21 protein-coding genes are annotated in these 26632 nt (G+C 61.6%); all 21 read right to left on the reverse strand.

Annotated elements, in window-relative coordinates; all coding sequences use genetic code 11:
• Window positions 1-15 precede the first annotated feature (15 nt).
• The 21 genes from INF35_RS03525 to INF35_RS03625 all read right to left on the reverse strand — a co-directional run bounded on the left by INF35_RS03525 (window position 16) and on the right by INF35_RS03625 (window position 26608).
• Window positions 16-3543, reverse strand: a complete 3528-nt coding sequence (locus tag INF35_RS03525) for a DNA polymerase III subunit alpha (RefSeq protein ID WP_193500138.1) — start codon at window positions 3541-3543, stop codon at window positions 16-18.
• Complete coding sequence (gene whiA, locus INF35_RS03530) at window positions 3540-4484, reverse strand: DNA-binding protein WhiA (protein ID WP_235983090.1); 945 nt, start codon at window positions 4482-4484, stop codon at window positions 3540-3542. The genes INF35_RS03525 and whiA overlap by 4 nt, the downstream gene beginning before the upstream one ends.
• A gap of 49 nt (window positions 4485-4533) precedes the next feature.
• The gene (rapZ, locus tag INF35_RS03535; protein ID WP_193500140.1) at window positions 4534-5397 is read right to left on the reverse strand and encodes an RNase adapter RapZ; all 864 of its coding nucleotides are present in this window, start codon (window positions 5395-5397) and stop codon (window positions 4534-4536) included.
• 58 nt (window positions 5398-5455) lie between these two features.
• A complete protein-coding gene (murB, locus tag INF35_RS03540) occupies window positions 5456-6361 on the reverse strand; it encodes a UDP-N-acetylmuramate dehydrogenase (RefSeq protein ID WP_235983091.1) in 906 nt (301 codons plus the stop codon).
• Window positions 6362-6415: 54 nt separating this feature from the next.
• Window positions 6416-7372 (reverse strand): ROK family protein, encoded by a 957-nt coding sequence (locus INF35_RS03545; protein WP_193500141.1) that lies wholly within the window; start codon window positions 7370-7372, stop codon window positions 6416-6418.
• Window positions 7372-8121 carry a phosphatase gene (locus INF35_RS03550; protein ID WP_193500142.1) on the reverse strand — a complete coding sequence of 250 codons (750 nt, stop codon included), beginning with the start codon at window positions 8119-8121 and terminating at the stop codon, window positions 7372-7374. The genes INF35_RS03545 and INF35_RS03550 overlap by 1 nt, the downstream gene beginning before the upstream one ends.
• A gap of 46 nt (window positions 8122-8167) precedes the next feature.
• Entirely contained in the window at window positions 8168-9100 is a 933-nt protein-coding gene (gene hprK / locus INF35_RS03555; protein ID WP_193500143.1) for an HPr(Ser) kinase/phosphatase, read from the reverse strand.
• Between the two features lie 143 nt (window positions 9101-9243).
• A complete protein-coding gene (locus INF35_RS03560; RefSeq protein WP_193500144.1) occupies window positions 9244-10263 on the reverse strand; it encodes an acyltransferase family protein in 1020 nt (339 codons plus the stop codon).
• A gap of 22 nt (window positions 10264-10285) precedes the next feature.
• A complete protein-coding gene (locus INF35_RS03565; protein ID WP_193500145.1) occupies window positions 10286-11797 on the reverse strand; it encodes a rhamnan synthesis F family protein in 1512 nt (503 codons plus the stop codon).
• A gap of 21 nt (window positions 11798-11818) precedes the next feature.
• The gene (locus INF35_RS03570; RefSeq protein ID WP_193500146.1) at window positions 11819-13762 is read right to left on the reverse strand and encodes a rhamnan synthesis F family protein; all 1944 of its coding nucleotides are present in this window, start codon (window positions 13760-13762) and stop codon (window positions 11819-11821) included.
• The gene (locus INF35_RS03575; protein WP_207728243.1) at window positions 13759-14613 is read right to left on the reverse strand and encodes an NAD-dependent epimerase/dehydratase family protein; all 855 of its coding nucleotides are present in this window, start codon (window positions 14611-14613) and stop codon (window positions 13759-13761) included. The genes INF35_RS03570 and INF35_RS03575 overlap by 4 nt, the downstream gene beginning before the upstream one ends.
• The gene (locus INF35_RS13935) at window positions 14610-15638 is read right to left on the reverse strand and encodes a glycosyltransferase family 2 protein (RefSeq protein WP_193500148.1); all 1029 of its coding nucleotides are present in this window, start codon (window positions 15636-15638) and stop codon (window positions 14610-14612) included. The genes INF35_RS03575 and INF35_RS13935 overlap by 4 nt, the downstream gene beginning before the upstream one ends.
• Before the next feature lie 5 nt (window positions 15639-15643).
• Window positions 15644-17488: an HAD family hydrolase gene (locus tag INF35_RS03585; protein ID WP_193500149.1), complete on the reverse strand. Its 1845-nt coding sequence runs from the start codon at window positions 17486-17488 to the stop codon at window positions 15644-15646.
• A gap of 35 nt (window positions 17489-17523) precedes the next feature.
• Window positions 17524-18417: a glycosyltransferase gene (locus tag INF35_RS03590; RefSeq protein WP_193500150.1), complete on the reverse strand. Its 894-nt coding sequence runs from the start codon at window positions 18415-18417 to the stop codon at window positions 17524-17526.
• Between the two features lie 6 nt (window positions 18418-18423).
• Entirely contained in the window at window positions 18424-19194 is a 771-nt protein-coding gene (locus INF35_RS03595) for a DUF4422 domain-containing protein (RefSeq protein WP_193500151.1), read from the reverse strand.
• 186 nt (window positions 19195-19380) lie between these two features.
• On the reverse strand, window positions 19381-21279 hold the full coding sequence (locus INF35_RS03600; RefSeq protein WP_193500152.1) for an ABC-F family ATP-binding cassette domain-containing protein: 1899 nt from the start codon (window positions 21277-21279) through the stop codon (window positions 19381-19383).
• Between the two features lie 166 nt (window positions 21280-21445).
• Window positions 21446-22195, reverse strand: coding sequence for a YjjG family noncanonical pyrimidine nucleotidase (locus INF35_RS03605; RefSeq protein ID WP_193500153.1), 750 nt, complete (start codon window positions 22193-22195; stop codon window positions 21446-21448).
• 33 nt (window positions 22196-22228) lie between these two features.
• A complete protein-coding gene (locus INF35_RS03610) occupies window positions 22229-23905 on the reverse strand; it encodes a GDSL-type esterase/lipase family protein (protein WP_193500154.1) in 1677 nt (558 codons plus the stop codon).
• Window positions 23906-23931: 26 nt separating this feature from the next.
• Complete coding sequence (locus INF35_RS03615; protein WP_193500155.1) at window positions 23932-24582, reverse strand: HAD hydrolase-like protein; 651 nt, start codon at window positions 24580-24582, stop codon at window positions 23932-23934.
• A gap of 318 nt (window positions 24583-24900) precedes the next feature.
• Window positions 24901-25695, reverse strand: a complete 795-nt coding sequence (locus INF35_RS03620; RefSeq protein ID WP_193500156.1) for an ABC transporter ATP-binding protein — start codon at window positions 25693-25695, stop codon at window positions 24901-24903.
• The gene (locus tag INF35_RS03625; protein ID WP_407925633.1) at window positions 25688-26608 is read right to left on the reverse strand and encodes an ABC transporter permease; all 921 of its coding nucleotides are present in this window, start codon (window positions 26606-26608) and stop codon (window positions 25688-25690) included. Before INF35_RS03625 ends, INF35_RS03620 begins: the two co-directional genes overlap by 8 nt.
• Between the last annotated feature and the right edge of the window lie 24 nt (window positions 26609-26632).

The raw sequence follows: 26632 nt of genomic DNA on the forward strand, positions 1-26632 counted from the left end.
GCAAAACTCATGGATTTATTTTGCAGTCTGCTCTTTTACGTGGTCTTTTCCCAGAATCCGCTCCAGTTCTGCTCGCAGATAGGGGTGGTCCAGGGCCCACATACTCTGAGGTGCACGCATCCGCTGGCCGGTATCCTCAAATTTGAAGTACACCGGCGTTGGGCCGTCAAAAATATTGCGCAGCAGGTTCTCGATGGCGTGCATTTCCCTGCTCTGCATGGACGGCACCAGCAGCCAGAGGCTCGTCACCTTTTTGGGTACCTGTCTTGCCTGCCCCTGGGCGGCGGCACGGTTTTCCCCAAACGTATGGCCGGGGTCGTAGCCGTCGATGGGGCGTACCCCCTCCACCAGCAGGCGGGTGCCCTCCTCCTCCTTGTAGGACACACGGCCGCTGGTCACAATGACCGCGTTCTCCTGCAGGTAGGCCCGGCACTCGGCAAACACCTTGGGGAAAACCAGCATCTCCATGGTGCCGGTCAGGTCCTCGATGGTGGTGAAGGCCATCAATGTGTTGGACCGGGTGGTCATCACCTTGTTCTTGACCACCGTGCACAGGATGGTCACGTGCTGGTTGTCGAAGTTCTTGGCTTCCTCTCCGGTGAGCTGGGCTACCGTGCAGGTGGAGATCTTGCCGATCTGCTCCCGGTAGGCGTCCAGCGGGTGGCCGGACAGGTAGAGGCCGGAGACCTCCTTCTCCATCTGGAGCAGCTCGGCGGTGGAATACTCCGCCATGGGCGGGACCTTGTAGTCGTTGTTCTGGGGGGCACTCGCCTCCCCTGCCATAACGCTGAACAGGTCCATCTGGCCTTCCAGATTGTGCCGCTGCTCGTTCTCGATGCTCTTGAGGATGGGCTCCACACTCTCCAGCATGCCCCGCCGGGAGGGTTCCAATCCGTCGAAGGCACCGGCGCGGATCATGCTCTCCACCGCCCGGCGGTTGAGTTCGTTGCCGTACAGCCGCTTGCAGAAGTCGTACAGTCCCCGGAAGGGCCGCTCCTCCCGCTTGGCCACCACCGCATCAATGAGGTTGCGGCCCACGTTCTTCACTGCATTGAGGCCGAAGCGGATGGCATTGCCGTCCACCGTGAACCCGCCGCGGGAGACGTTGATGTCCGGCGGCAGCACCTTGATGCCCAGGCGCTGGCACTCGGTGGAGTACTCGATGACCTTGGAGGTGTTGTCCAGCACGCTGGTCAGCAGCGCCGCCATGAACTCCTTGGGATAATGACACTTGAGATAGGCGGTCTGGAAGGCCACATAGGCATAGCAGGCCGCATGGGATTTGTTGAAGGCATAGGAGGCAAAGCTGCTCATGTCGTCGTAGATCTCGTTAGCAGCCTGCTCCGAGATGCCGTTGTTGACACAGCCGGGGCACTCGTGGCCGGGGTCGGTGCAGCCGTGGACAAAGTGGTCCCGCTCCGCCTCCATGACCTTGTGCTTCTTCTTGCTCATGGCACGGCGGACGTTATCTGCCTGACCGTAGCTGAAGCCCGCCAGCTCCCGGCAGATCTGCATGACCTGCTCCTGATAGACGATGCACCCGTTGGTCACGTCCAGGATATGGGCCAGCTGGGGCGTCTTGTAGCTGATCTTGTCCGGCTCCCTGCGGTTGCGCAGGTAGGTGGGGATGGAATCCATGGGGCCGGGACGGTAGAGGGAGATGAGAGCGATGACATCTTCCAGGTTGCGGGGGCGCAGGCCCATGAGGACCTGCCGCATGCCGGTGGATTCCAGCTGGAATACGCCCTCGGTCTCGCCGTTGGTGAGCATGGCGTAGGTGGCCGGGTCGTCGTAGTCGATTTTAGATACCGCAAAGTCGGGGGTATGCCGCTGCACCGCCACTTCGGTGTCGTGGATGACCGTGAGGGTGCGCAGACCCAGAAAGTCCATCTTGAGCAGGCCCAGGCGCTCGATCTCAGTCATGTTGAACTGAGTGACGGGCAGGCCGTCGTTGGTAGCCAGAGGCACATACTCGGTGGCGGCGTCCCGGGTGATGACAACGCCCGCCGCGTGGGTGGAGGCGTGCCGGGGCATGCCCTCCACGGCGATGGCAGTGTCGATGAGCTCGTGGATCTTCTCGTCGGTGTCGTAGAGGGTTTTCAGGTCGGGGGAGACTTCCAGAGCGTGGTGGAGGGTCATCTTGAGCTCCATGGGGATGAGCTTGGCCACCTTGTCCACGTCCTGATAGGGCAGGCCCATGACGCGGCCCACATCGCGCACCGCATTGCGGGCCGCCATGGTGCCGAAGGTCACAATCTGGGCCACATGGTCCCGGCCGTACTTCTCGTTGACGTAGTCGATGACTTCCTGGCGGCGCTCGTAACAGAAGTCCACGTCAAAGTCGGGCATGGAGACGCGCTCAGGGTTCAGGAAGCGCTCGAAAATCAGGTTGTAGCGGATGGGGTCGATGTCGGTGATGCCCACGCAGTAGGCCGCCAGACTGCCTGCACCGGAGCCGCGTCCCGGGCCTACCGGAATGCCCCTGCTCTTGGCGTAATTGATGAAGTCAAAGACGATGAGATAGTAGTTGGTATAGCCCATCGTCTTGATGACGTTGATCTCGTATTCCAGGCGTTCCCGCAGCTCGTCGGTGACCTTGCCGGGATAGCGGCGTTCCAGGCCCTCCCGGCAGAGCTTCTCGAAATAGTCCTGGTTTTCCATGCCGTCGGGGGCTTTGAAGTAGGGCAGCTTGGTCTGGCCGAACTCAAAGTGGAAGTTGCACATCTCGGCGATGCGGTTGGTGTTCTCGCAGGCATCGGGGGCCATGGAGAAGAGATCATACATCTCGTCGGTGCTCTTGAGGTAGAATTCGTCGGTCTGGAACTCCATCCGGTCGATGTCGGCAATGGTCTTACCGGTCTGGATGCAGAGCAGGATACTCTGCATCTTGGCATCCTCTTTCCGGATATAGTGGGCATCGTTGGTGGCCACCAGAGGAATGCCGGTTTCCCGCGCCAGCCGGATGAGCTGGGGCAGGACCACCCGGTCCTCCTCCAGGCCGTGGTCCTGCAGCTCGATATAATAGTTGCCCTGACCGAACAGCTCGTTATAGTACAGCGCCGTCTTTTTGGCACGCTGGTAGTCCCCTGCCAGGATGGCCTGGGGGATCTCTCCCGCCAGACAGGCGGACAGGCAGACAAGACCCTCGTGGTACTGTTCCAGCAGCTGCTTGTCGATGCGGGGCTTGGAGTAAAAGCCTTCCAGAAAGCCCGCCGATACCATCTTGATGAGGTTTTTGTAGCCGGTATCGTCCTTGCACAGCAGGATCAGATGGTTGTTGCCGTCCACCCGGTTGACCTTGTCAAAGCGGGTGCGGGTGGCTACATAGACCTCGCAGCCGATGATGGGCTTGATGCCCGCCGCCACCGCAGCATCGTAAAACTGCACGCAGCCGTACATGACGCCGTGGTCGGTGATGGCGATGGCCGTCTGCCCCATTTCCTTGAGGCGGTCGAACATCCTGTCGATGCGGCAGGCGCCGTCCAGCAGGCTGTACTCGGTATGCACATGAAGATGGGTAAATTGTCGTTTTTCTTCCGTCATTGGTTAACCTTTTCCGCTGGCCGTGGGGCGGTCTTGCCTGCGGCCTCAAGGCGGCGGGCCGCCTCCTGGATGCGTTTGAAGCGATGGGAAAGCCCCGCCTTGCTCACCGGAGGATCAAACTTTTCGGCAAGGCGGGCCAGAGTCAGGTCGGGGTATTCCATGCGCAGGCGGGCAGTCTCCCGCAGCTGTTCGGGCAGTGTTTCCAGAGCACCGGCCTCCTGCAGGGTACGGATGGCCATCTGCACCTGCACCGCTGCCTGGACGCTCTTGCCCAGGTTGGCCGTCTCGCAGTTGGAAAGGCGGTTGGTGCGGTTGCGCATGTCGTTGTACATCCGCTGCTCCATGACCCGCATGGCCGCGCCCCCTGCCCCCATAAAGGTCAGCAGGTCCTCGATCTGGTCGCTGGCCTTGATGTATACCACATTGGCCCCCTTGCGCAGCGTGCGGTGGGGGCGGAAATCGTGCTCCGACAGAATGGCCTCCAGCTGGCGGGACACATGGTACCGGGTGGAGAGGAATTCCAGGGTATAGCCCTTTTCCGGGTCAGTGGCAGTGCCGCAGCACAGAAAGGCCGTGGACAGAAAATGGGACACGCAGTCCCGGCAGACAAAGCATTCGGGACGGATGCGCAGGGCAGTTTCCCGGCCGGTATGGCCGAAGAGTTCCAGCATTTTGCGGACCTCCTCCGGGTCCTTGACCGAGAACTCGTACACAGTGCCGGAGGACCGCTCCTTGGGCAAAACCGTGCCCTGAATGCCGCAGCGCTCGTACAGCTTGCGGGCCAGGTTGGCAATGCCCTCATGCTCGGTCTGAAGCACCACGCCGCGGTCGTCGAAATATTTGCCGAAGCAGGCCACCGCATAGGCCGCTGCCTGGGTACAGCAGGGCCGCTGGATCTTGCGGCGGAGGATCTCGTTTTTCACATCCTGAGAAAAGCTCAAACGGGGGTTCCCTCCTGTCTGGTATCTGGTAATGGCCGCCGTGTCCCGGTCAGACATTGCGCCGCGCGTCGCGGTGCTGTACCGACGGGGCATAGCCCAGCTTCTGGCAGTACTCGCCGAGCAGGCGTGCGAAAGTGATGGAGCGATGCTTGCCGCCGGTACAGCCGACGGCGATGACCAACTGGCTCTTACCCTCCTTGACATAGAGGGGCAGAGCATATTCCAGCAGGCTTTGGAGCCTGCGGAGAAATTCCTGGGATTCGGGAGCCTGCATGACATAATCCACCACCGGCTGGTCCAGGCCCGTAAGATTCTTGAGCTCGGGCACATAGAAGGGGTTGGGCAGGCAGCGCACATCAAAGACGATGTCCGCCTCCTGGGGCAGCCCGTACTTGAAGCCGAAGGACATGATGGTCAGAGCCATGGCGCTCTGGCCCCGGTTGAGAAAGAGGCTGCAGATGCGCTCCCGGTTCTGGGCGGCGGAGAGCAGCGAGGTATCGATAACATACCTGGCCCGCTCCCGCAAAGGCTGCAGCACTTCCCTTTCCCGAGCGATGGCGTCCTGAATGGTCAGCCCCGCACTGAGGGAAAAAGGATGCTGACGGCGTGTTTCCTTGTAGCGGCGGCGGATGACGGCATCGGCGGCATCGAGAAACAGGATCTCGTATTCCACTTTTTTCTCATCCAGAGCCGCAAGAGCGGCATCCACATCCTGCACGGTGCGCAGGCCGCGGACATCCAGCACCACCGCCACCCGGTTGAGCTGGTTCTCGCCCTGCTGGGCAAAGTCAATGAGACGGGATACCAGCCCCGCCGGGAGGTTATCGATGCAGAAAAAGCCGATATCCTCCAAAGCGTTCACCGCCATGGATTTACCCGCACCGGACAGGCCCGTTACAATCAAAAGTTTCATTGCTGATTTCTCCGCCTTATGTGTTTTGCCGGGCACAGGGCGGGATGCGCCGTCCGTCTCAGCGGACGACGCGGATCTCCCGCGAAAGCCGGTACCCGGTCTTTTCCTCCACAATTTTTTGTATCTCATCGGTCAGCCGGATGACATCGGCACAGGTAGCGCCGCCGGTGTTGACCACAAAGCCGCAATGCTTGGTGCTGACCGCAGCCCCGCCCACGGCAAAGCCCCGCAGGCCGCACTGTTCGATGAGCTGGCCTGCAAAAGCCCCCTCGGGACGCTTGAAAGTACTGCCCGCGGAGGGCAGTTCCAGCGGCTGCTTTTCCCGGCGGCGGGCCATGAGTTCCTGCATGCGTGCCTCGATAGCCTGGGGGGCGCCGGGCTGCAGCTGGAATACTGCCTCCAGAATGCTGCCGCCGTCGGTCTCGAACCGACTGGTGCGGTAGCCCAGGGCCAGCTCCTCCACCGGCAGGGTTTCCAGGCGCAGGTCTTTGTCCAGGAAAGTCACCCGGCTGAGCACCTGTTTCAGTTCTCCGCCGTAGGCGCCGGCGTTCATATACACCGCGCCGCCCACTGTGCCGGGGATTCCGTAGGCGAACTCCAGGCCTGTCAGGCCTGCCTTTTGCGCCTCGCGGCAGACCGCCGCCAGAGAGGCCCCCGCCGGTGCGCTGACTGTGGTGCCGGTCACCGTGATGGGTGCCCGGAGGTCCACCGTGCAGATGACCGCGCCGTCAAAGCCCTCATCGGCAAACAGCGTGTTGGAGCCGTTGCCCAGAAGATAGGTGCGCACCCCGTATTCCCGGCAGAGTTCCAGCGCCCGCAGAAGCTGCGCCGGTGTTTCAGGCAGGCAGAGCACTGCCGCCGGGCCGCCAATACGGAAGGTTGTGTGCCGGCTGAGGGGCTCCTTTTCCACAAACGGGATCTGCTGCCCGCGCAAAGCCCCCATCAGGGCTGAGATTTCCGCCATACGTTTCCTCCCATGGTCCACAATGCTTGCCGGAAAATCCGTCCGGCACGTTTTTCAGATCGAATCCGCCAGCGTGGCCGCGCCGATGACGCCTGCGTCGTTGCGCAGCACGCAGGCACGGATCTCGGGGCACTTGCCCGTAGTGATATTATGCGTCTCTTTCTCCACATAAGCACGAACGGGTCCCAGCAGGACCTCGCCCTGGTTGGACACACCGCCGCCGATGCAGACCACTTCCGGCTCAAAGGTATTGACCACATTGGCCACGCCGCAGCCCACATAGTCCATCCACTTCTGCAGCACCTGCTTGGCGATCTCATCGCCCTGCTCCGCCGCGTCAAAGGCAGTCTTGGCGTTGACGTGGTCCAGGTCGCCGGCGATCTTCCACATAATGCTGTCGGGGGCGTCCTTCATGGCCTCCCGGGTATCGTCGCTCAGGGCGCGGGCGGAGGCATAGCGCTCCCAGCAGCCCTTGCGTCCGCAGTTGCACTGACGGCCGCCCATCACAATGACAGTATGGCCCATCTCGCCCGCGGCAAAGTTGAAGCCGCGCAGAATCTTGCCGTTCAGGATGATTCCGCTGCCGATGCCGGTGCCCAGCGTGATGATGACCGCGTCACGGTAGCCCTTGGCGCCGCCTGCAATGTACTCGCCGAAAGCTGCGGCGTTGGCGTCGTTTTCCACATAGACCTTGCAACCCAGCAGCTTTTCCATGTCGGGGCCCAAGTTCCAGTCGTAGTAGTTGAAGTTGGTGTTGTAGCCCACAAAGCCGGTGGTGAAGTTGACACTGCCCGGCGTGCCGATGCCCACATAGGAAACCTGCTCAAAGGGAACTTTATTCTCCTTGGCAACGGTGCGGCAGAGCTTGGCCAGAGCCTCCTCCAGCTCCTTTGCAGGGCGGGGCAGACGGGTGGCCCAGGTGATCTTGCCCACGATCTCATAGTTTTCGTCAACCAGGCCCGCCGTCATGGTGGTGCCGCCCAGATCGATACCGATGGTATATTTGCTCATTATAACAGTCCTCCTATTTCCTCCGCAGAAGCTCTGCGGTGCAGTGCTAAGGTTTTGACCAGCGCCTCGCACGAGGCATTCACGACCAGCTCGGGGGGATAGTCCACTTCCTCCAGCAGCGCCACCAGCGGCTGCATGTTCTCCCGCAGCTGGCGGGTGCTGTGGGCGTCGGTGTCCAGCGAGATGCGGCAGCCGTTTTTCAGGCAGGCACGCACCAGCGCCCGCATATTGGGGATGCCGTCCTTGCGGACATGAAAGGAATTTCCGTTGAGCTCCACGACCTTGTTGTTTGCGGCAAACGCCCTGGTGACCAGGTCGTAGTCATAGCGGTAATTCTGCTGTTCCGAATGCCCGATGCAGTCGACATAAGGATTTTCCGCCACCGCAAGCCAGAGGCTGGTGGCCTCCTTCTCGGTGAGCAATCCCGGCAGACAGGCACTGTGAATGGACGCCACCACCCAGTCCATGCCCTGCAAAAGGCTCTGGGGCAGGTCCAGCCCGCCGTGGGTATCCATGACGTTGACCTCGGCGCCGTAAAGCATGACCACATTGCCGATCTTCCGGTCCAGGGCAGAGAAATTCTGGAAATGCCAGATATGGGGCGCGTCGGGCATGGCGGGGGCATGGTCGGTGATCGCCAGGGCGCGGTAGCCCAGGCGGGATGCCTCGGCCGCCATCTCGTCCAGAGTGTGGTAGGCGTGGGTGGCGCTGAGGGTATGGGTGTGCAGGTCTGCGATGATGGAATTCATGAAGTGTGTGACTCTCCTTCAGCCGCGGGGATGGGCGCGGCAATGCTTAGAAATCGTTTTCCAGTCCCAGGTGTTTGAGCAGCTCGCGGGCTGCGTTGTAGCCCATCTCCTTGGAACGGTTGTTCATGGCGGCCGTCTCCAGAATGACCGCCAGGTTGCGGCCGGGCATAACGGGGATGACCATGCTGGGGACCTTGACCCCCAGAATGTCGTAGGTCTGGGTCTCCAGGCCGGTGCGGTCATAGTTCTTGGTGCGGTCCCAGGGCTCCAGCTCAACGACGATCTCCACCTCGACGCTGTTCTTGACGGCGCCGATACCGAACAGCCGGGCCACGTTGATGATACCGATGCCCCGCAGCTCGATGAAGTGGCGGATATTCTCGGGGGCGGACCCCATGATCTTGTGAGAAGAGACCCGGCGCAGCTCCACCGCGTCGTCGGCGATGAGGCGGTGGCCCCGCTTGACCAGCTCAATGGCGGTCTCGCTCTTGCCCACGCCGGAATCGCCCATGATGAGGATACCTTCGCCGTAGACCTCCACCAGAACGCCGTGGCGGGTGATGCGGGGGGCCAGCTCGGTGTTGAGGGTGGTGATCATGCTGCTCATCAGGGGAGAGGTCATCTCGGAGGAGAGCAGCAGCGCCACGCCGTACTGTTTGGCAAACTCCGTCATTTCAGGCAGGGGTTCCATGTCCCGGGAAATGACCACGGCCGGCGGCTGGAAGGAGAAGAGCTTTTCCAGATGGGTACGACGGATCTCCGGTTCCAGCTCGTTGAGGTAGGACATCTCGGTCAGGCCGATGATCTGGATGCGGGCGCTGTCAAAGTACTGATAATACCCCGCCAGCATGATGCCGGGACGATACACCTCCGCGGCGTACACCTTGATCTCCTTGAGGTCCCTGGGTGTGTATGCGACAGTCAGGCCGGATTCCTCGGCCACCCTGTCCAATGTCACGGAAAATTGCTGTTCTTCCATGGTATTCGCCCCTTTCTCGTCTGCTGTGGCCGGCAGTTGCCCATGCCAAGCCAGTATATAAGGCTATTATAACGTACCGCCCGATTTTTGTACAGCGATACAGCACAAAAATCGGGCGGTAAGATTTCCTGTTTTCTTTGAAATCAGCGGGCAAACAGACGACCGGCAGCCGAGCGCACACGCACATCCAGGCGGTAAAGTCCCCAGGACGCAGCAGCGGTAAATACCAGGTACGCCCCGAACAGCAGGGCGGTGTCCCGGCGGGTCAGCGCTGCAAGGTCAAATTTCTGCACCAGCTGCAGAATGATGAAATGGTGGACCAGGAACACTGCATAAGAGTACTTGCCCGCCAGGGCGCAGGTACGCTGCAGCCAGGCGGGGGAAGCGGCTTTCGGCCAGGCGGAGAGCACCACGAACACCGCCGCCGAGACGGCGGCGCACAGCAGCTTGGCATCCAGCACAGTGACCTTGCTGACGGCCCAGAGCACCGGCCAGACCAGCGCCGCCCCAATGACCACTGGCAGGCGGGGACGCTTTGCCCCCACCACGGTGATGCCGAAGAGGAATTCCAGCAGGTGCACGCCGATGAGCTGGGCGTCCAGACCCGAAAAATGCAGCGCCAGAGCCAGCACCAGCGTCACCGCCCAGGTGAGCCATTTGTTTTTGCGGATGCCCCCATACAGCAAGGGGAACAGCAGGTAGAGAAACAGAATGCTGCCCAGAAACCACTCGCCCACGCAGGCAAAGTCGGTGTGGACCCAGCCTGCCGCCACGGCGAAGTTGTCCAGCCCCAGCACGGTGAGGATGAGCGTGGGGGTCTTGGCGGCGGCGTAATATCCCGGCTGGGTGACGAACCGGATGGAAAAGCAGATGCACCAGGCCAGCCAGAACATGGGATAGACCGCATGGGCCCGGCGCTTGTAAAATGCCGTGGCGGAGAAAGGCTCTCTGGCGGTGTAGGCCAGGGCCGCCCCCGACACGATAAAGAACAGCGACGAGCCGAAGTCCCCCAGATAGATGCCCCCCGGCAGGGTGCTGGTGAACAGCTTGTGGGGCAGGGTAAAATAGCCGGTGACGGTGGCGTTGAAATGGATGATGAGAATACAGATCAGCGCCAGAGTGCGGACAAGGTCGAGATAAAACAGGCGCGGGCGCTTGGACATCAGGCAGTCCCCTTTTCCTTGGTTAGTGTTTGCCGCGCAGACGGCGGCGCAGGATACGGGCCAGATCCCTGGCGGTCTCTTTGGCATCCTGCCGGGCGCTCAGGGCGCAGTCGAGGTGCTCGGGGGTGGCATGGGCCCGGGCATGGGTGTACAGCGTCAGGCAGCCGTACCCCGCCTGCTGGGCGGCCAGGGGCAGCAGCCACCACCCCGCCGGGCCGTTCAGATCCGGCAGGCCGTCGGGGAAGGCCTCCCCTTTCAGAAAGACACAGCGCCCCCAGGGCAGTGGCAGAGGCTGTTCTGCCACGGGTGTTTTCCAGCCCAGGCGGGCAGCCTCAGCGCGGAGGACGGGCAGAAGCCGCTGCCACTCCCCCGCCCTGCCTCCATAGGCCGGACCGTATGCCGGGGCTGCCGGGGCGGCGATGCCCGCCAGAGGGTGGGCAGCCAGCACAGTGCCCGCCGCCCGGCGGAACGTCTCTTCCTCTGCCAGGGTGCGGTCCCCGTTTTGCATGTACCAGTCCTCCGGCGTGGCCGGAGCCTGGGCCGGGGGTGCATACAGGCAGAGGATCTCCCCGGGGTGGATCTCCGGCGTGGGCTGTCCCGGCTGCCAGAGGATCAGCCGAACGGGCGGAATGCTCTCCGGGTCATTGCCCCGCCCATCGGCGGGCAGGGCAGCGTTCCAGTGGAGGTTCTGCGCCATGGGGGCCAGCGGCTGGGTGCGCAGCAGCGAGCGGATCAGGTCGTCCACAGGGTAGTCGGTCTCGGTTTTGAGCCAGTCGTACAGTTCGGCGGCGGCGGTGCCGTCGGTGCGGCGCAGTTCATCCTCGTAGGGCGTAAAAAAGCTGCGGCGCTTGAAGAAAGCGCACCCCCGCCGGGCAAGAAGCTCCCGGGGGCAGGCCATGACGGGATTGACAAAAAGGGCTTTCAGGTCGTCGGTCCCGGCAGCGGTATCCCACCGGTAGCCCAGATCGGCAAAATGGCGGGTAAAGCGGGCCTCGTGCCCGGCCACCGACTGCTCGTAGCTTTGGGGCAGGGGCATGGTCTCCCAGTAGGACCAGAAGTCCTGCGAGTGCAGCAGCCGCCCCCGCACCGCAATGAAGTGGGACTGGATGTGCTCGGGTACCTCGCCGTATTCCGTCTTGAAGCGGCGGCTCTTCATGGCGTAGTGCCGGGTCAGGCCCCAGAAATCCAGTTCGGGGCGGGCATCCATCTTGTCAAACAGTGCCCCCAGCGGCGTGACCGGCCCGGCCAGCGTGTAATTCATGAGGATCAGCTCGTCGATGCCGTCCAGCCCCTGCTGTTTGAGGAGCATGAGGGCATCCCGGTAGGCGCCCACATCAAAGCCGGTGTTCTCCCGTTCCAGGAGCTGTACATCCAGAGCCTCCACCGCCGCGCGGGAGGCATCGTTCAGGCGGCCGTTTGTCACAAACAGCAGGCCGCTGCACTCCGCGCGCATGGCACGCATGGCAAACAGGCAGGCGTTGTCCGCCTGCCCGTTGGGATCATAATGAAAGTAGATGACAAAACGTCCGGGCATCTGTCTTCCCCCTGTGGGACGTCAGTCCTCGTAGTTGTCCAGATGGGGGCCGAACACCGCGCGCTTGACGCCCATCATCTTGTTGTAGGCCGATTCCGGCATGCGGTCCCGTAGCCAGTTGCGGGCGCGGCGGCGCTTGGTGTTGGCATAGGGTCCGTAAACCTTGAGGCCGAAATGCCGCTTTGCCGCAAAGATGGAGATGGCGCGGGAGGCCCCCCAGAAGGAGGTGCAGTCCATGATGCGGGCCAGCGGGCGGATGAGTCCCCCGGCATAGGCCTGCATGGTGTCACAGCGCTGCACCGCAAACACCGAGCTCATGACGATGGCGGGATAGTACCCCGCCCCCTGGGCCACAAAGGGATAGATGCGCTCGATGGCATGGCTGATGGTTCCGTCCGGGGCCAGCGGCTCGGGCGGGAAGTCGTCATGGTGCCACTCCCGGTCAAACAGCGGGCGCAGGGCCTTGACCCGGAACCAGAACACGCTGCCGAAAGGTGCAATGGGGGCCTTTTCCCCCGAGATGGGCACATCGATGCCCAGCTTTTTCATCAGGGCCTTGGTGTTGTCGAAATTGGGGCCCCAGCCGTTGGAGCACATGTTGAGGAAGTAGGCGCCGTGGGTGGGGAAAGGCGGGCAGAGAATGCCCAGGAAAGGGTCCTTCTCGAACTCGGTGAGGACGTTGAGGACATGGTCTTTGCTGCGGCAGATGTTCTCGTTGCAGACATAGCCGAAGCTGGCGCCCACACTGCCGGGCTTGGTCTGGATGGCCTTTTTGTCGTGCATGAAGCAGGCGTAGTCGTAGTCCTTGAGCTGGGGGGCCAGGTCGCACAGGAAGGCAGCCACGTCCCGGCCGCGGTTCTCCACCACCTTGACGGTGACGCTGTGCACCGGCAGGTCGGCAAAGCAGGCCTCGATGGCGGCCTTTTTCTCCTCGGTGTTGGTGGAGATGAATACGTCGGTCTCGGGGGTCATCTTGGCGGCAAAGGCCTTGCTCTGGGGCAGCATATCGGTGAAGAAGAGATGCATGGCCAGAGCGATGCGGCGGGTCTTGCGCACCTGCTCGGCACACTGGGAGTCCTGCAGCCGTTCGGGGATGATGCGGGTCAGGGCCAGGTCCCGGGTGAAGTCAAAGGGGTGCATGGTGCGGATCATGTTGCGCCACAGAAGTTCCACCGGGTAGTCGGTCTCATCCCGCAGGTAGTCGTACAGTTCCCGGGCGGGCTCCCCTGCCGTATCGTTGAGGTAAGCCTCGAACTCGTGCATGAAGCTGCGGCGCTTGAACAGCGGGCACTTTTTGTCCCGCAGCAGCCGCACCGGGCAGATCAGCAGCGGATAGTCGGTGAAGGCCTTGAGGTCGTCGGTCTTGACATAGACATCCCACTTAAAACCCTTGTCGGCAAACAGTTTGGTGAATACCGACTCATACCGCTGCACCGAGTCCATATAGCCCTGGATCATGGGCATGGTATCCCAGTAATTCTGCAGTTCGGGGCTCTGGATGAACTTTTTGCGGTAGACAATGAAGTGGGACTGAATGTGCACCGGCAGATGATCGTACAGGTGCTTGCCCCTGAAGGGATTACCCTCGGCGCCATGGTGGACGGTGAGGCCCCAGAAATCCAGGTCAGGGTTCTTGGCCATCTCGTCGAACATCTCAGCCAGGGGACGCACGGGGCCCATAAGGGTGGAGTTGGTCATGACCACCTCGTCAAACTCCGACAGCTTTTCCCAGCCGTAGGAGTCAATGGCCGTCTTGTAGGCCCAGACATCCAGGCCTTTGTTCTCCCGCACGATGATGTTTTTCGTGAACTGCTCAAAGGCGGCACGGCCCTGATCGCTCAGCTTGCCGTTGACCACCACTACCAGCTCGGACAGGTTCTTGCACAGGTCCTTCAGGTAATAGGTGAGAAAATCGTCCACATAGCCGTTTTTCTCATAAAAGAAGAAGATTCCCAGTCGTTTCATACAGTCTCCTCGTTTGCCTGCGCATCCTTCAGGATGCTCTCGATGCGGGAGGGGTCGCCCCAGACACCCGGACTGTCATAGGGACGGTCGGGGAAGGCGCCGTAATCCAGGCGGATGTGATAGCCCTTGTCCCGCAAAAACTGCTCCACCCTGTCGGCCAGAGACATGGGTTTGCCGGTGCACACATTGATGATGCCGTCCACCTTGGTCTGGACGCTGGCCAGCACGATCATGCGGGCCAGGTCATGGATATCGATGAAATCATACAGATTTTTGCCGCTGGTGAAGGGGAAGGTCTGTTTGCCGTCCAGCTCCGCCTGGGTGATCTTGGCAAAGATGGAGCTGCCGTGGGCCTCGTCGCCGGTGATGTAGTAGGCGCGCAGCCAGTGCAGGTGGCAGGGCGTATCCTTGAGGGAGAGCATCAGGCTCTGGCGCAGGGCATTCTTGGCGATGCCGTACTGGCTCTGGGGGTTGCAGGGGGTGTTCTCGTCGATGGCGCCCTCCCAGTAGCCCACCTCATGCATGGTGCCCATGACCGTCAGGGCAGGCAGGCCGCCCTTGGCCATATTGTTGAGGAACACCACATGGCTGGACAGGTCCTTCATGTGGGAAGAAGCATTGTGGATGAAGCCGTCCCGCCATGCCATGTGAATCAGCACGTCGGGCTCCCCCATCTGACGGTAGATGTCGCGGCTGCCGCTGAAAATGGGCACGTCGCAGAACTGCGCCCGCTCATCCACGCCCTTGAAGGAAAAATCGGAGGCAATGACTTGATAGCCTCTGTCCAGAGCCTCCTTGACAACGTGGCGGCCGATATAGCCGCCCGCGCCGGTCACAAGAATCGTTTTCATTCTGTATCCTCCCTGTTTGGGAACCATTGGTACAATCCCTGCAGATGCACTGTGTATAAAAGCAGTGCCAGTATCTGCTTCTTATTTTGCCCTTCCACGCGGAAAAAGTCAATTCCTTTGCCCGGCAGCGCGGCATCCAGTGCCCTGCGCAGCCGTTGCCAGCTGGTCCGGCGCACCGGGGCCGGGGCATGGGCGTCCCGCAGCTGATGCATGAGGAAAGTGATGATCTCCGCCCGGCGCTCGTTGAGGACCGGGCGCAGCGTCTCCGGCGTGCACCAGACATCCAGTGCCCCGGCCTCTGCCCCGGCCCACAGGACCGCGGCCTCCACCCGGGCTTTCACCGCCTCCTGAGAGAAGCAGGCCGAGGTACTGCCCCGGGCCCTCTCATAGTGCAGGCAGGCCACCTGGGGCAGATAGACCGCCCTGTGCATGCGGGCATGAAAGGCAGCATTAAAAACAAAGTCCTCCACACCCCGGCGGCAGCGGGTGTCAAAGCGGAGATCTCCCAGGGCCTCCCGTCGGTAGAGGGCGTTCCAGACAAAGAGCGGACCCGATGCCCGCAGGAAGCTGCCGTACCCCTGGGGATTGTTCTCCCGGTCCAGGCGGCAGGCCTCCCCCGCCGGGTGGCGGAGCTCAAACTCATGGCCGTCGGCATCGCTGCGGAAGAGGCGGTAGTCCATCCGGACCAGGTCCGCTTTCTCTTCCCGGGCCGTGCGATATGCCGCGGCGAGGAAATCGGGCAGGAAGGCGTCGTCGTCGTCGCAGAAGGAAATGTACTCCCCTGCTGCCAGCTCCAACCCTTTGTTGCGGGCCGCGCAGATGCCCCCGTTGGGCTGATGCACCGCCCGCACCCGGGCATCCGATGCGGCGGCCGCGTTACAGAGGGCGGCGCTGCCGTCGGTGGAACCGTCGTCCACAAGGATCAGTTCCAGGTCCTTCAGCGTCTGGTCCAGCACACTGCGGATGGCGGATTCCAGATGGGCTGCCGCATTATACACCGGCATGATGACACTGACAGAGGTCACAGCCTTCACCCATCCTTTCTCTTGCCCCGGCCGCCTTTGAGCAGGCTGTACATTCTATCATAGGGCAGCGGCAGACGGAACAGCCGCCGCAGAAATCCGATCTTCCAGCGGGATTCCTGAAAATCCCGGGCCAGACGGGCGGGATTTTTCAGGTAGGCGCCCAGGTTTGCCGGGGCGGCCAGCCGGAAGCGGACGCCGTCCTCCAGCGTAAAGTCCCCGAAGCAGCATGCCTGCCGCATTTCGGGGCGGCGGGCCATCTGCAGGAAGGGCATGATAGCGCTGTCGGGGGAAATTTCCATCTCCCCGAAGGGGGAAGCCTTCCACTCCCCCGCAAAGCGCAGCACGCCCCGCTGCACCGCCAGCAGCTCCGCCGGGGGCGTTGTCTGCTCCCGCACCGGGCTGACGGCGCTGCCTGCCCGATGGTACCCCAGCGTGGGGCCGCAGGGTTCCGAGATCAGGTATTCCAACATGGGCTGGGCCATCCAGAACCAGAGGGGGGCGGGTTTGCCTTCAAACAGGCAGACCCTTGCCTGGTTTTTGGGCAGACGTTCAAACAGGCGGTCGTCGCAGGCGAGGTAGAGTCCCTGCAGCGGTGCGCCGCAGAGTTCCTGCAGCACCCGCTGGGTGGTTCCCCCGCTGCCGATGTCCACCAGCAGGGTGCCCGGGCGGGTCAGGTCAAAGTCCCGCAGGTAGGTGCGCACATTGGCGGCGCTCTCCCGCACCGTCATGCCCGCCGCCCCCCGGCTGAGGGCCGCGATCTCCAGCAGCAGCCTGGTCAGCTCGGCACTCGCCGGGCGCTGGCGCAGATCAAACATCCGGCTACCGTCATAGCCGGGCAGCTCAGTGCCGGAGGCAAAGCCGCAGAAGGTCAGAATCTCATCCACCCGCATGACCTGCCGGGGCAAGGTGTCCAGCAGCAGGGCCTGGGCCTCCTCCGTCATGGGGCGCATGAGCAGCGCCGGGCAGAGGCTGCGGCGGGAGACACAGAGATAGCCGGAGTTCTGCTCTCCCAGCAGGCGGCAGATCTCCCGCGCCAGATACATGTCCCGGGCCAGAAAGACCAGACGCCCCTGGGGATGTTCTTCCCGGCAGCGGCAGAGCCACCGGGCAAAGGCCAGCATCAGCGGACCGGTCACTGTATAGCCGAATCGCTCCTCCGGGTCATCCACAAACTGCCCGTGGTTGGCGCAGAAGGCCGCCAGCGTTCCCTCCTCCCGGGAGGCGGGCTCTGGGTAATAGTCGGGGCGGGGCAGGCGGCCGGGCAGCTTGACACTGCGGATGCCTGCCAGCGCTGCACCCACACAGTCGGCGCGGCGGTCGTCCCCCAGAAACAGCACGTCACGGGAGGAAAGCCCCGTCTTTTCCAGAAACAGCCGGAACAGTTTGCCGCTGCGCTTCTGCACGCCGTACTCCGACGAGACAAACAGGCCGTCGGGCTCCTCATAGCCACAGGCCCTGAGCAGGGCGGCAACGGCTTCGGCGGGCAGGTACATGTCGGAAATGACGTACACCGCCTGTCCCCGGGCCCGGCAGGCCTGATAAAAAGCCTGCATTTTCCGGTCGGGCACCATCAGGGAAAGTTCCGCGTCCAGCTCGGCCCGGGGGTCGATCCCCTCCAGCTCCGGGCGGGAGTAAATTTCGGCCAGCGTCACCTCCCGGGGGGAAGCAGCGGCCCGGGCGGCCGCCTCGGCGGCCACCCGGTTGGCGGCAAAGCCTTGAGGCACAGTGCCGGCCTCTTCCATCCAGGCAAACACATCGGTGGGGGCCGCCACATCCCGATGGATCAGTGTATCAAATACATCAAACGCCACCGCGCGGTAACGTCCGGCAAGCCGGTCAAGGTCCTGCATTTCCGGTCTCGCCGTCCTTTCCCTCAAATCAGAATTTATCGTTCTCCCGGGCGGCGGATGGGGGGATGAAACCGCACCCCCGCCCCGAAGGAAGTCCAGATGATGCCCAGGCGTTTGCCCTTGTCCGGGCATTTGCCGGTGAGCACCTGCACCGAGTGCCAGGCATCCTTGCACAAAAGCCACAGCCAGCCTGCCGGGCCCTCTCCCCGATAGAGCACCACGTCGTTGCGGTAAAAGTACCGATAACGGCTCAGGCGGTCGGGGGTGTCCTTTGCAATGTTGACCACTGTCTTGTTTTTCATGGCGTGCACCACCCGGCTCTGGGGCACCGTGTAGCAGGGCCGCTTGCGGGAGATGCGCCGGGTGAATTCCCAGTCATCCGACCAGATAAAGAATTCTCCAATGGGCAGGCCAAAGTCCCGCACCGTCTCTGCCCGCAGAAACAGCGAGACAAAGCTGGCCATGACGCTGGGGATGGGGGCCTCCCCCTCGTACCCGGCAATGTCCTGGTAAGGGGTGCGGCGCTGGCGGTTCATGGGCTGGTCATTGCCGTCGGGGTCCAGCGCCCGGGAGGACAGCCAGCCGTAGTTCTCCCCCACTTCTTTTTCACAGCGCAAAAGCGCCGCCAGAGCACCAGGTTCCGGCAGCGTATCGTCATCCATCAGCCATACCGCCTCGTAGCCGGCCTCTACCGCCGCTTCGACGCCCAGGGCAAATCCCCCCGCGCCGCCCAGATTCCTTCCAGGATTGAGGCTTTGCAGATCGGGCCCGGCCAGGGTCTTGAGCAGTTCGGCCGTGCCGTCGGTGCTGGCGTTGTCCACCACAAGGATATCGCAGCCGGCGCCCTGCTGCCCGCGCAGGCAGGCAATGCACCGGGCCAGCAGCTCCTTGCGGTTATATGTCACCACTACAGCCGCGATGGGTTGCATCGTGTATTACTCCTTTTGCTTTTTGGGAAACAGCTTGCGCATGAGAAAGGCCGTGCCCTTGCGCAGCCAGTGCTGGCTTTCCATATACACCACGTCCAGCTCCTCGTAGGAGATACGGTTGGTGATGAGCCAGGCATCCAGCAGGCGCTCACTCACAAAGCCGAACACCCGCTTGTCGTTGGTGGAATAGTCCGAGATGTCCAGCTCCCGCTCCAGCTCGAACAGGATATCAAACAGCCAGGTGCTGTAATGCTCCAGCAGTTCCTTCCGCATGACAAACATGTTGAAGTGATGCCCGTGGGTCTTGGACATGTACATGTCGTAGGCGGGCAGATACTCGGGGCATTTGCGCTCAATGATGCGGCGGGTGACCTCCAGGTCCTGCTTGTGATGGGCATGGATATACTGGGTATAGTTGGTCTCGATATAATAATGCCGCTGCCTGGGCAGGATGACGTTGGTGTGCTGCAGGATCTCGTTGAGTTCTTCCCCCGAGATGACCCGCTGCTTTTTGGGCGCAAAGCGATGGCGGCGGCTGCCGAAATAGCGGCGGTAATGCACAATACCGATGAAGTCGGCGTCAATGTTGTGCACCGCCCAGTACAGCCCCGTCAGCTCACAGTAATTCCAGTTTTTATCCGAGATATTTTCGCCCGTGTCGTCGCCGACATAGCCGATGTCCGGATGGATCGCGTGACCCATCTGCACCGGCAGGTAAACCGGATCATCCGGCACCCAGTAGGGCTTATGTGTTGCAATGATGATCTTGGTTTTCAAAGCCTATCCCCGTTTTCATGGCAGAGCCCCCGGACAGCCTGCCCGAGGTGCTTTCTGCGATCCGTATCGCCCATATGCGGATAGATATGGACAAAACAACACTTATTATGTAAGTATATCGCTTTTTGCGCAGATTACAAGTTACAGATAGACAACAGAGTTGTAAAATCCGCCCTGCGGACGGCATCAGGCTTCTCCGGCGTCCTCCGCCTCAAAGCGTTCCTGCTCTTCCAGCAGCTTTTCCCATTCGTCAAACAGCTCCTGCTGGTGGAAACGGGTGTCCTCCAGGTCGTCGCATTTGTCCCGGACCACCAGGTGGTCCCGCAGCACTTCCGGATCGTTGAGCTCGTTTTCCAGCTCCACAATGTGGGCGCCCAGCTCCTCGATCTCGGTCTCCACCGCCTTGATGCGGGCACGGACCTCCGCCCGGCGGCGGCGCTGCTCCTTGCCGTAGGCCTGGCGCTGGGGCTTCTCCGGCTCGGTGCGGGCAGGCGTTTGGGGAGCGGAGTTTCGGTCCCGCAGGGCTGCAAAGTCCCGGTAGATAGTGGTATCCCCGTTTTCCAGGTAGAGAATGGGGCAGCCCAGCGTCTGCATCAGATAGCGGTCGTGAGTGACCAGCAGCAGCGTTCCGGTATAGGCTGCCAGCGCCTGGGTCAGACTTTCCCGGACGTAGATGTCCAGGTGGTTGGTGGGCTCGTCCAAAAACATCAGGTTGGGGCGTTCCAGGGCCAGCTCGGCAAATCGCAGGCGGGCCAGCTCACCGCCCGAGAGGGAGGCGCAGTCCTTGAAGACCTCCTCCCCCCGGAAGCCGAACCGGGCCAGATGGCTGCGGACTTCCAGTTCGGTGAAGCGGGGGTACTTGTCCCAGATGGCGTCGATGACCCGGCCGATGCGGCGGGCCTGCTGCTGGGTGAAAATGCCGGTGCGCGCCCCGCCGCCCAGCCGCACCATGCCGCTGGAAGGCCGGCGCTTGCCGTCCAGTACCTGCAGCAGGGTGGATTTGCCGGTGCCGTTGGGGCCTGCAACGACCAGTTTGTCTCCCCGGTGGACCACATAGTTCAGGTCCTTGACCAGGGTGCGCTCCCCCATGCGGATCTGGATGTCCTTCATGGTCACCAGCTCGTCGTAGGGCTCGATGTCATACTCAAAGCGGAAGTTGAGGTCCCGGGCCTCGTTGACGGGGGCGGCGGTGATCTCCAGCTTTTCCAGCTGCTTGCGGCGGCTCTGGGCCATCTTGGTGGTGGAGGCCCGCACCAGGTTGCGGTCAATGTAATCCTGCAGCTTGGCGGCCTTTTCCACATCGGCATCGTGCTGTTTCTGGCGGCGCTCGTCGGCGGCCTGGCGCTGGGGCAGGTAGGCCGAGTAGTTGCCCCGGTAGACCTGAATGGTCTTTTCCCGCAGTTCCCAGATCTTGGTGCACACCGCATCCAGGAAGTACCTATCGTGGCTGACCACCAGCACCGCGCCCCGGCAGGTCTTGAGGTAGGTTTCCAGCCAGGCCATGGTCTCAATGTCCAGGTGGTTGGTGGGCTCGTCCAGGATCAGGATGTCCGGCTGACGGAGCAGCAGCCCTGCCAGGCGCAGGCGGGTCTGCTCGCCGCCGGAAAGTACCCCCGCCTTTTTCTGCCAGGTATCCGCTGGAAAGCCCATGCCGTTGAGCATTTTGCGGATCTGGGTGTCCATGTTGTAGGCGTCCATGGCGTCAATGACGGCGGTGCAGTGCTCGATGCCCGCGGTGATTTCGCTGTCGCCGGGTTTGGCCGCCAGCTGCTTCTGCAGGGTTTCCAGCTTTGCCATAGCATCCAGCGCCGGGCGGAAGGACTCCTTTGCCGTATCGTAAACGTTGGCGTCGGGGTCCAGATGGGCCGTCTGCTCCAGGTAGCCGCAGGTTGCCCCCGCGGCAAAATCGGCGCTGCCCGCATCGGGCTGACTCTGCCCGCAGAGAATCCGCAGAAGGGTCGTCTTGCCGGTACCATTGGCCCCGATGATGCCGATACGGTCGCCCTTTTCCACGCCGGCAGTCACGTCGCGCAGCACTTCATGTTCGCCAAAGCTCTTTCCCAGGCTTTGCAATTCGATCAGCATAAATCCTCTTTCTCCATCCCTTGTGTGCGGATTGCCCGGGATGCGGCACGGCAAAATCTTGCGCCTGCCTTCTTCCCGTATCATCCGCGCCTTGCGGCGTCAGGCCAAAATTGTGCCGCTGCACACAAACATGCAGCGGCACATTGCGGGACCTGCCGCCCGTTGGTCACAGGTCGTTCATGTGGCGGCGATTGCGCACGCCAAGGTTTTCCAGCTCTTCCGGCTCCATTACAATGCGATAGAGTTCCTCGTAGGAGCCGATGGTGTATTTGGGCTGGATTCCGGTGTCGTTGTCACTGCCGGTAAAGTTGACCCAGCAGGTATCCAGCCCTGCATTGATGCCGCCCTTGATGTCGGCGTGGAGGTCATCCCCCACCACCAGCACCCGGCTGCGGTTGGTGACGCCCAGATCTTTCAGCACCAGATCGAACAGCTTGGCCGACGGCTTTGCCGCCCCCACATGCTCCGAAATATAGATGCCGTCCATATACCGCCCGATGCCCGATGCCTTGATGCGGGACTGCTGCACTTTGGTGGCACCGTTGGACACGATGGCCAGTGTGGCCACCTCGGCCAGCTCCTCCAGTGCCGTCAGCGCACCGGGCAGAACATCCGCGTGCAGGGCCAGCTGATCCTCATAGTAATCGTTGATCTCACGGTTCTTGCCGTTGTCCGGCAGCCCCATGGCCTGCATAAAACGCGCAAACCGGACGGCAAACAGCTTGTTCTTGTTCAGCTCGCCCTTTGCCAGGCTGGTCCAGAGCTTGCGGTTGACCTCGTGATAGGTGTCGCAGGCCTGGGCGTCGCAGGGCAGCTCATACTGCCGCAGGGTGTCGGTCAGTGCCTGACGCTCGGCCGCGTCAAAATCCAGCAGGGTGTTGTCCACATCCAGCAAAAGACAGGTGTAATTTGCCATAACTTGCTCCTAAATCATGTCGGGGGCACGGCATCAGTCGTCCTCTTTGTCGTGCTTGTCCTTGTCCTCGTCGTTATTCGAGGAGGGCGCCGCGGTGACCTCAATGGCCAGCTCGGCGGTAACTCCGTTGTTGGTGGCCTGAACGTAATACCGACCCGGCTGCGATGCGCTGAACTGCACCTGGTTGCCGGTGGCGGACCAGTCAGGCAGCTGCGGGCAGGTCCAGGTGGTATCGCCGGAGCCGTTCTCCACGCTGGCATTCAGTGTAGTGCTGGTGCCGGCAGTCAGTGTCTTGGGCGCAGTAAGGGTGATCGTCGTGGGCTTGGCCTTCACCGTGATGGTCAGGCTGACTTCAGCCCGGCCGCCGTTGACCTCGATGCCGGCCTTCAGTTTATAGGTGCCGGGCTCATCGGATTTGAAGGTATAGCTGCCGCCGTTCTGCTGCAGTTCATCGTTGATGGCCCACTGGACATTCTCATTGCTGTACTCTTTGCCGCCCAGGGTGACCGACGCATTGAAAGTAACGCTCTCCCCTGCATTGACCGTGGTGTCGCCTTTATCCAGCGTCATCTCCACACGGGCATCGTTGAACAGCGCCGTGACCGAGATATCCTTGGTCACCACGTCCACACGCTTGGGATTGGTCACGCCGTCGTCCCACTTGTAGAAGGTATAGCCTTCCGCCGCCACTGCGGTGACAGTGACCGTCTCGTTCTCAGAGACATCGAATTCCAGGGAGGACGCTCCGGTCTGATCGTTGCCGGACAGTGTTCCCTTGCCGTTCTCCACCTTGTAGCTGACGGTATACCGCACCGGCGTGGGGCTGGGTGTGGCAGTGGCCTTGTTGTCGCCGTCACTTTCGGAGGGCTCCGCGGCGCGGCGGGGAATGTCGTCCGTGTCGGGACGGCGGTCCTCCGAATCATAGGCGTGGGTGGTGACGTAATCCAGATAGGCATTGACGCCGGAGGTGGTCATCACGCCGGTATCCTTGCTGATGTAGGCGTCCTCGGCATAGCCGCTCTTGTTCTTGAGGATCTCGGCAGCGTTGAGGTACTTGTAACCGTTTTCCTCGCACAGCTCGGCCAGCGACTGGTTGAACTGGTCGATGCGGGTCTGCACAACGGCCGCATCCTCCGAATCCTTGCTCACCGGCGGGATGGAACTGACAATGATGTCGCTGTACTCGTAAGCGGTGTGGATGGCGCTGAGGGCCTGGCTGTAGGTCTGGACAAAGCTGTCCACCGTCATCTCGCCGCCCACATCGTTTTTGCCGATCATGACAATGACGCGGCGGGGCTTCATCTTGGCGATGGCCTGGGGAATGGTGTAGGAGGAGGAATCATCCGCAAAGTAAACGCAGGAATCCTTGGTCAGGCTGGAGACCGTAAGGCCGTCCTTGCCCACATAGCGGTCGATGGTGATGGCACTGGAGGATGTCAGGGCAACCACACTGTCGTCGCCGGCAAACACCGTCGAGGAGAGATAGTCATTGCCCGCATCGCTGCTCTCGGCCAGGACCGCCCCCAGGGAGGTATCCACCGGATAGGCGTCGGGATCGTAGCTGCCGGAAGCGCCGAACAGGACGTTCGGCAAAATCCATGCCGCTACAAAGCTGAGAATGACGGCAGCAACGCATGCGGCCAAGACAAAGCAGGCCTTGCGTTGGGTGGGGCTGAAAGATGCCCGTTCTTGTGAATCTCTGCGGCTCATAATGAGTCTGTAACCTCCCATCAAATTCAGACGGACTGCAAAATAAAGTCGGCCAGGGCTGCGGTGTCCGGCGCAAGATACACCGGATGCCACGGCTCCAGTTCCTGGCGGCTGCCGTATCCGTACAGCACCGCGGCGGCGGGCAGACCGCAGTCGGCGGCGCCCTCCATGTCGTCCTTGCGGTCCCCCACCATCAGGACACGGCCTGCGGCAAAACGCGGGTCGGCAAGGTCCTGACGGACAACGGCCGTTTTGGTATCAACGCTTTTATCCATGCTTGCCCCGCCCACCAGGTCGAAATATTTCAGGATATCCTGCTCTTCCAGAATGGGCGTGACAACTTCCGTCGGTTTGGATGTGGCCGTCGCCAACCGGATTCCGGCCGAGCGAAGGCGTTCCAGCAATTCCCGCACACCGGGAAAAAGACTGCACTCATGCATGCCGATACGGGCATACCGGTCACGGTAAAGCTCCACCGCGCGCTCCACGTCCGCCTCATGGGAAAAGTGCTGAGCAAAACTCCAGCGCAGCGGCGGCCCCAGATAGCGCGAGACATTGATCTGCGCCGGGTCCAGCCCCATCTGAGCGAAAGCGTAGGCAAATGAATTTTCGATGCCCGGACGCGAATGGATCAGCGTCCCGTCCACATCAAACAATACGGCGTCATAGCGCGGCAAAGCAATCCCCCCAAGTACAGTAGATTACATTATAGCATACATTTTTTGTTTTGAACATCATTTCACAAAAATTCCGACGGATTACAAGTTGGTAACGTTTCGTTTTTTCACTGCTGTACGTGGTTTGCTTTTCCACTTCCTGATTTTGCCGGAGCAGTCGTCCAAAGCGGTCTTCACAGTGCGGAAGAATGCTTTGCCGTTTTGCCCGCGCAGAAAAGCCGGTGAGGCCGGCAGGGCTTTTCTCCGGCATGTAAAGGCATGCAAAAGGGCACCGGGCCGGAAGTTCCGGCCCGGTGCCCAGGCATACAGTGCAGTCGGTCAGGAGAGCAGCATACGGTCGTTGGCAAAATCGCCGTCGCTGACCTGCTCAAAGCGGGCCAGCAGATCGGACACATGGAGGGCAGCCTTCTCCTCCCCGCGGACATCATAGATGACGCGGCCCTCATACATCATGATGAGGCGGTTGCCGTACTTGATGGCGTCCTTCATGTTGTGGGTGATCATGAGGGTGGTGAGGTGGTTGTCATGGACGATCTTGTCCGACAGCGTCAGCACCTTGGCCGCCGTCTTGGGGTCCAGAGCGGCGGTGTGCTCGTCCAGAAGCAGCAGGCGCGGCTGCTGCAGCGTGGCCATGAGCAGGGTGATGGCCTGGCGCTGGCCGCCGGAGAGCAGGCCCACCTTGCTGGTCATGCGGTCTTCCAGTCCCAAGTCCAGAGTCTTGACCAGTTCCCGGTAGCCCTCCCGCTCCTTGGCGGAGATGCCCTGCCGCAGGGTGCGGGGCTGGCCGCGGCGGCGGGCCAGGGCCAGGTTTTCGTCAATGCCCATGGTAGCGGCGGTGCCCATCATGGGGTCCTGGAACACCCGGCCGATGTACTTGGCGCGCTGATGCTCCGACAGGCGGGTGATATCCTTGCCGTCAATGAGAATTTTGCCCATGTCAATGGGCCAGACGCCTGCGATGGCGTTGAGCATGGTAGACTTGCCTGCACCGTTGCCGCCGATGACGGTGACAAAATCCCCGTCCTCCAGCGTCAGGTCCAGACCGTTGAGGGCGACCTTCTGGTTGACGGTACCGGCATTGAAGGTCTTGTACACATTTTTGATCTCAAGCATTGAGGTTGCCTCCTTTGCGGACGGTGGGCTTGGTGAAGTAGCGGCTCTTCCAGTACGGAATGGCCAGGAAGATGGCCACGACCACTGCGCTGAACACCTTGAGGAGGTCGGTGTCCACCTTGAACCAGATGACCACCTGAAGCACCAGATAGTAGATAATGCTGCCGAAGGCCACCGACAGCAGCTTGAGCGCAAAGTTGCGGAAGATCTTGCCGAAAATGGCCTCGCCGATGATGACGGCAGCCAGGCCGATGACGATGGAGCCGCGGCCCATGTTGATATCGGCAAAGCCCTGGTACTGGGCCAGCAATGCGCCGGACAATGCCACCAGACCGTTGGAGATCATCAGGCCAATGACCTTGTTGAGGCTGGTGTTGATGCCCTGGGCCCGGGCCATGTTGGCGTTGCAGCCGGTGGCACGGATGCCGCAGCCCAGTTCGGTGCCGAAAAACCAGTACAGAATGGCGATGACCACCGCAATGACCACCGCCACGACAAAAATGGTGTTGCGGTAGAAGGGCACGTCCTTGATGAAGCGCAGCGAGACCAGCAGGTCGTACTTGTCCACATTGATGGCCTGGTTGGCCTTGCCCATGATCTTGAGGTTGACCGACCACAGGGACAGCTGGGTCAGGATACCGGCAAGGATGGCCTGAATGCCCATGAAGGTGTGGAAGATGCCGGTAACCAGACCTGCCAGCAGGCCCGCACAGGTGGCCGCCAGGATGGAGACCCAGACGTTGCAGCCGTTGAGCATACACATAATGCAGACCGCGCCGCCGGTGCACAGCGTGCCGTCGACGGTCAGGTCGGCGATGTCCAGCACGCGGTAGGTGATGTAAACGCCGATTGCCATGATGGCCCAGATCAGGCCCTGTGCCGCTGCGCCGGGCAGGGCGTTGACCAATGTCATGATATCCAAGATTTCACAATCCTC

Origin of the sequence: Gemmiger gallinarum, from assembly GCF_014982805.1 — a bacterium.
Classification (GTDB): Bacteria; Bacillota; Clostridia; order Oscillospirales; family Ruminococcaceae; genus Gemmiger; species Gemmiger gallinarum.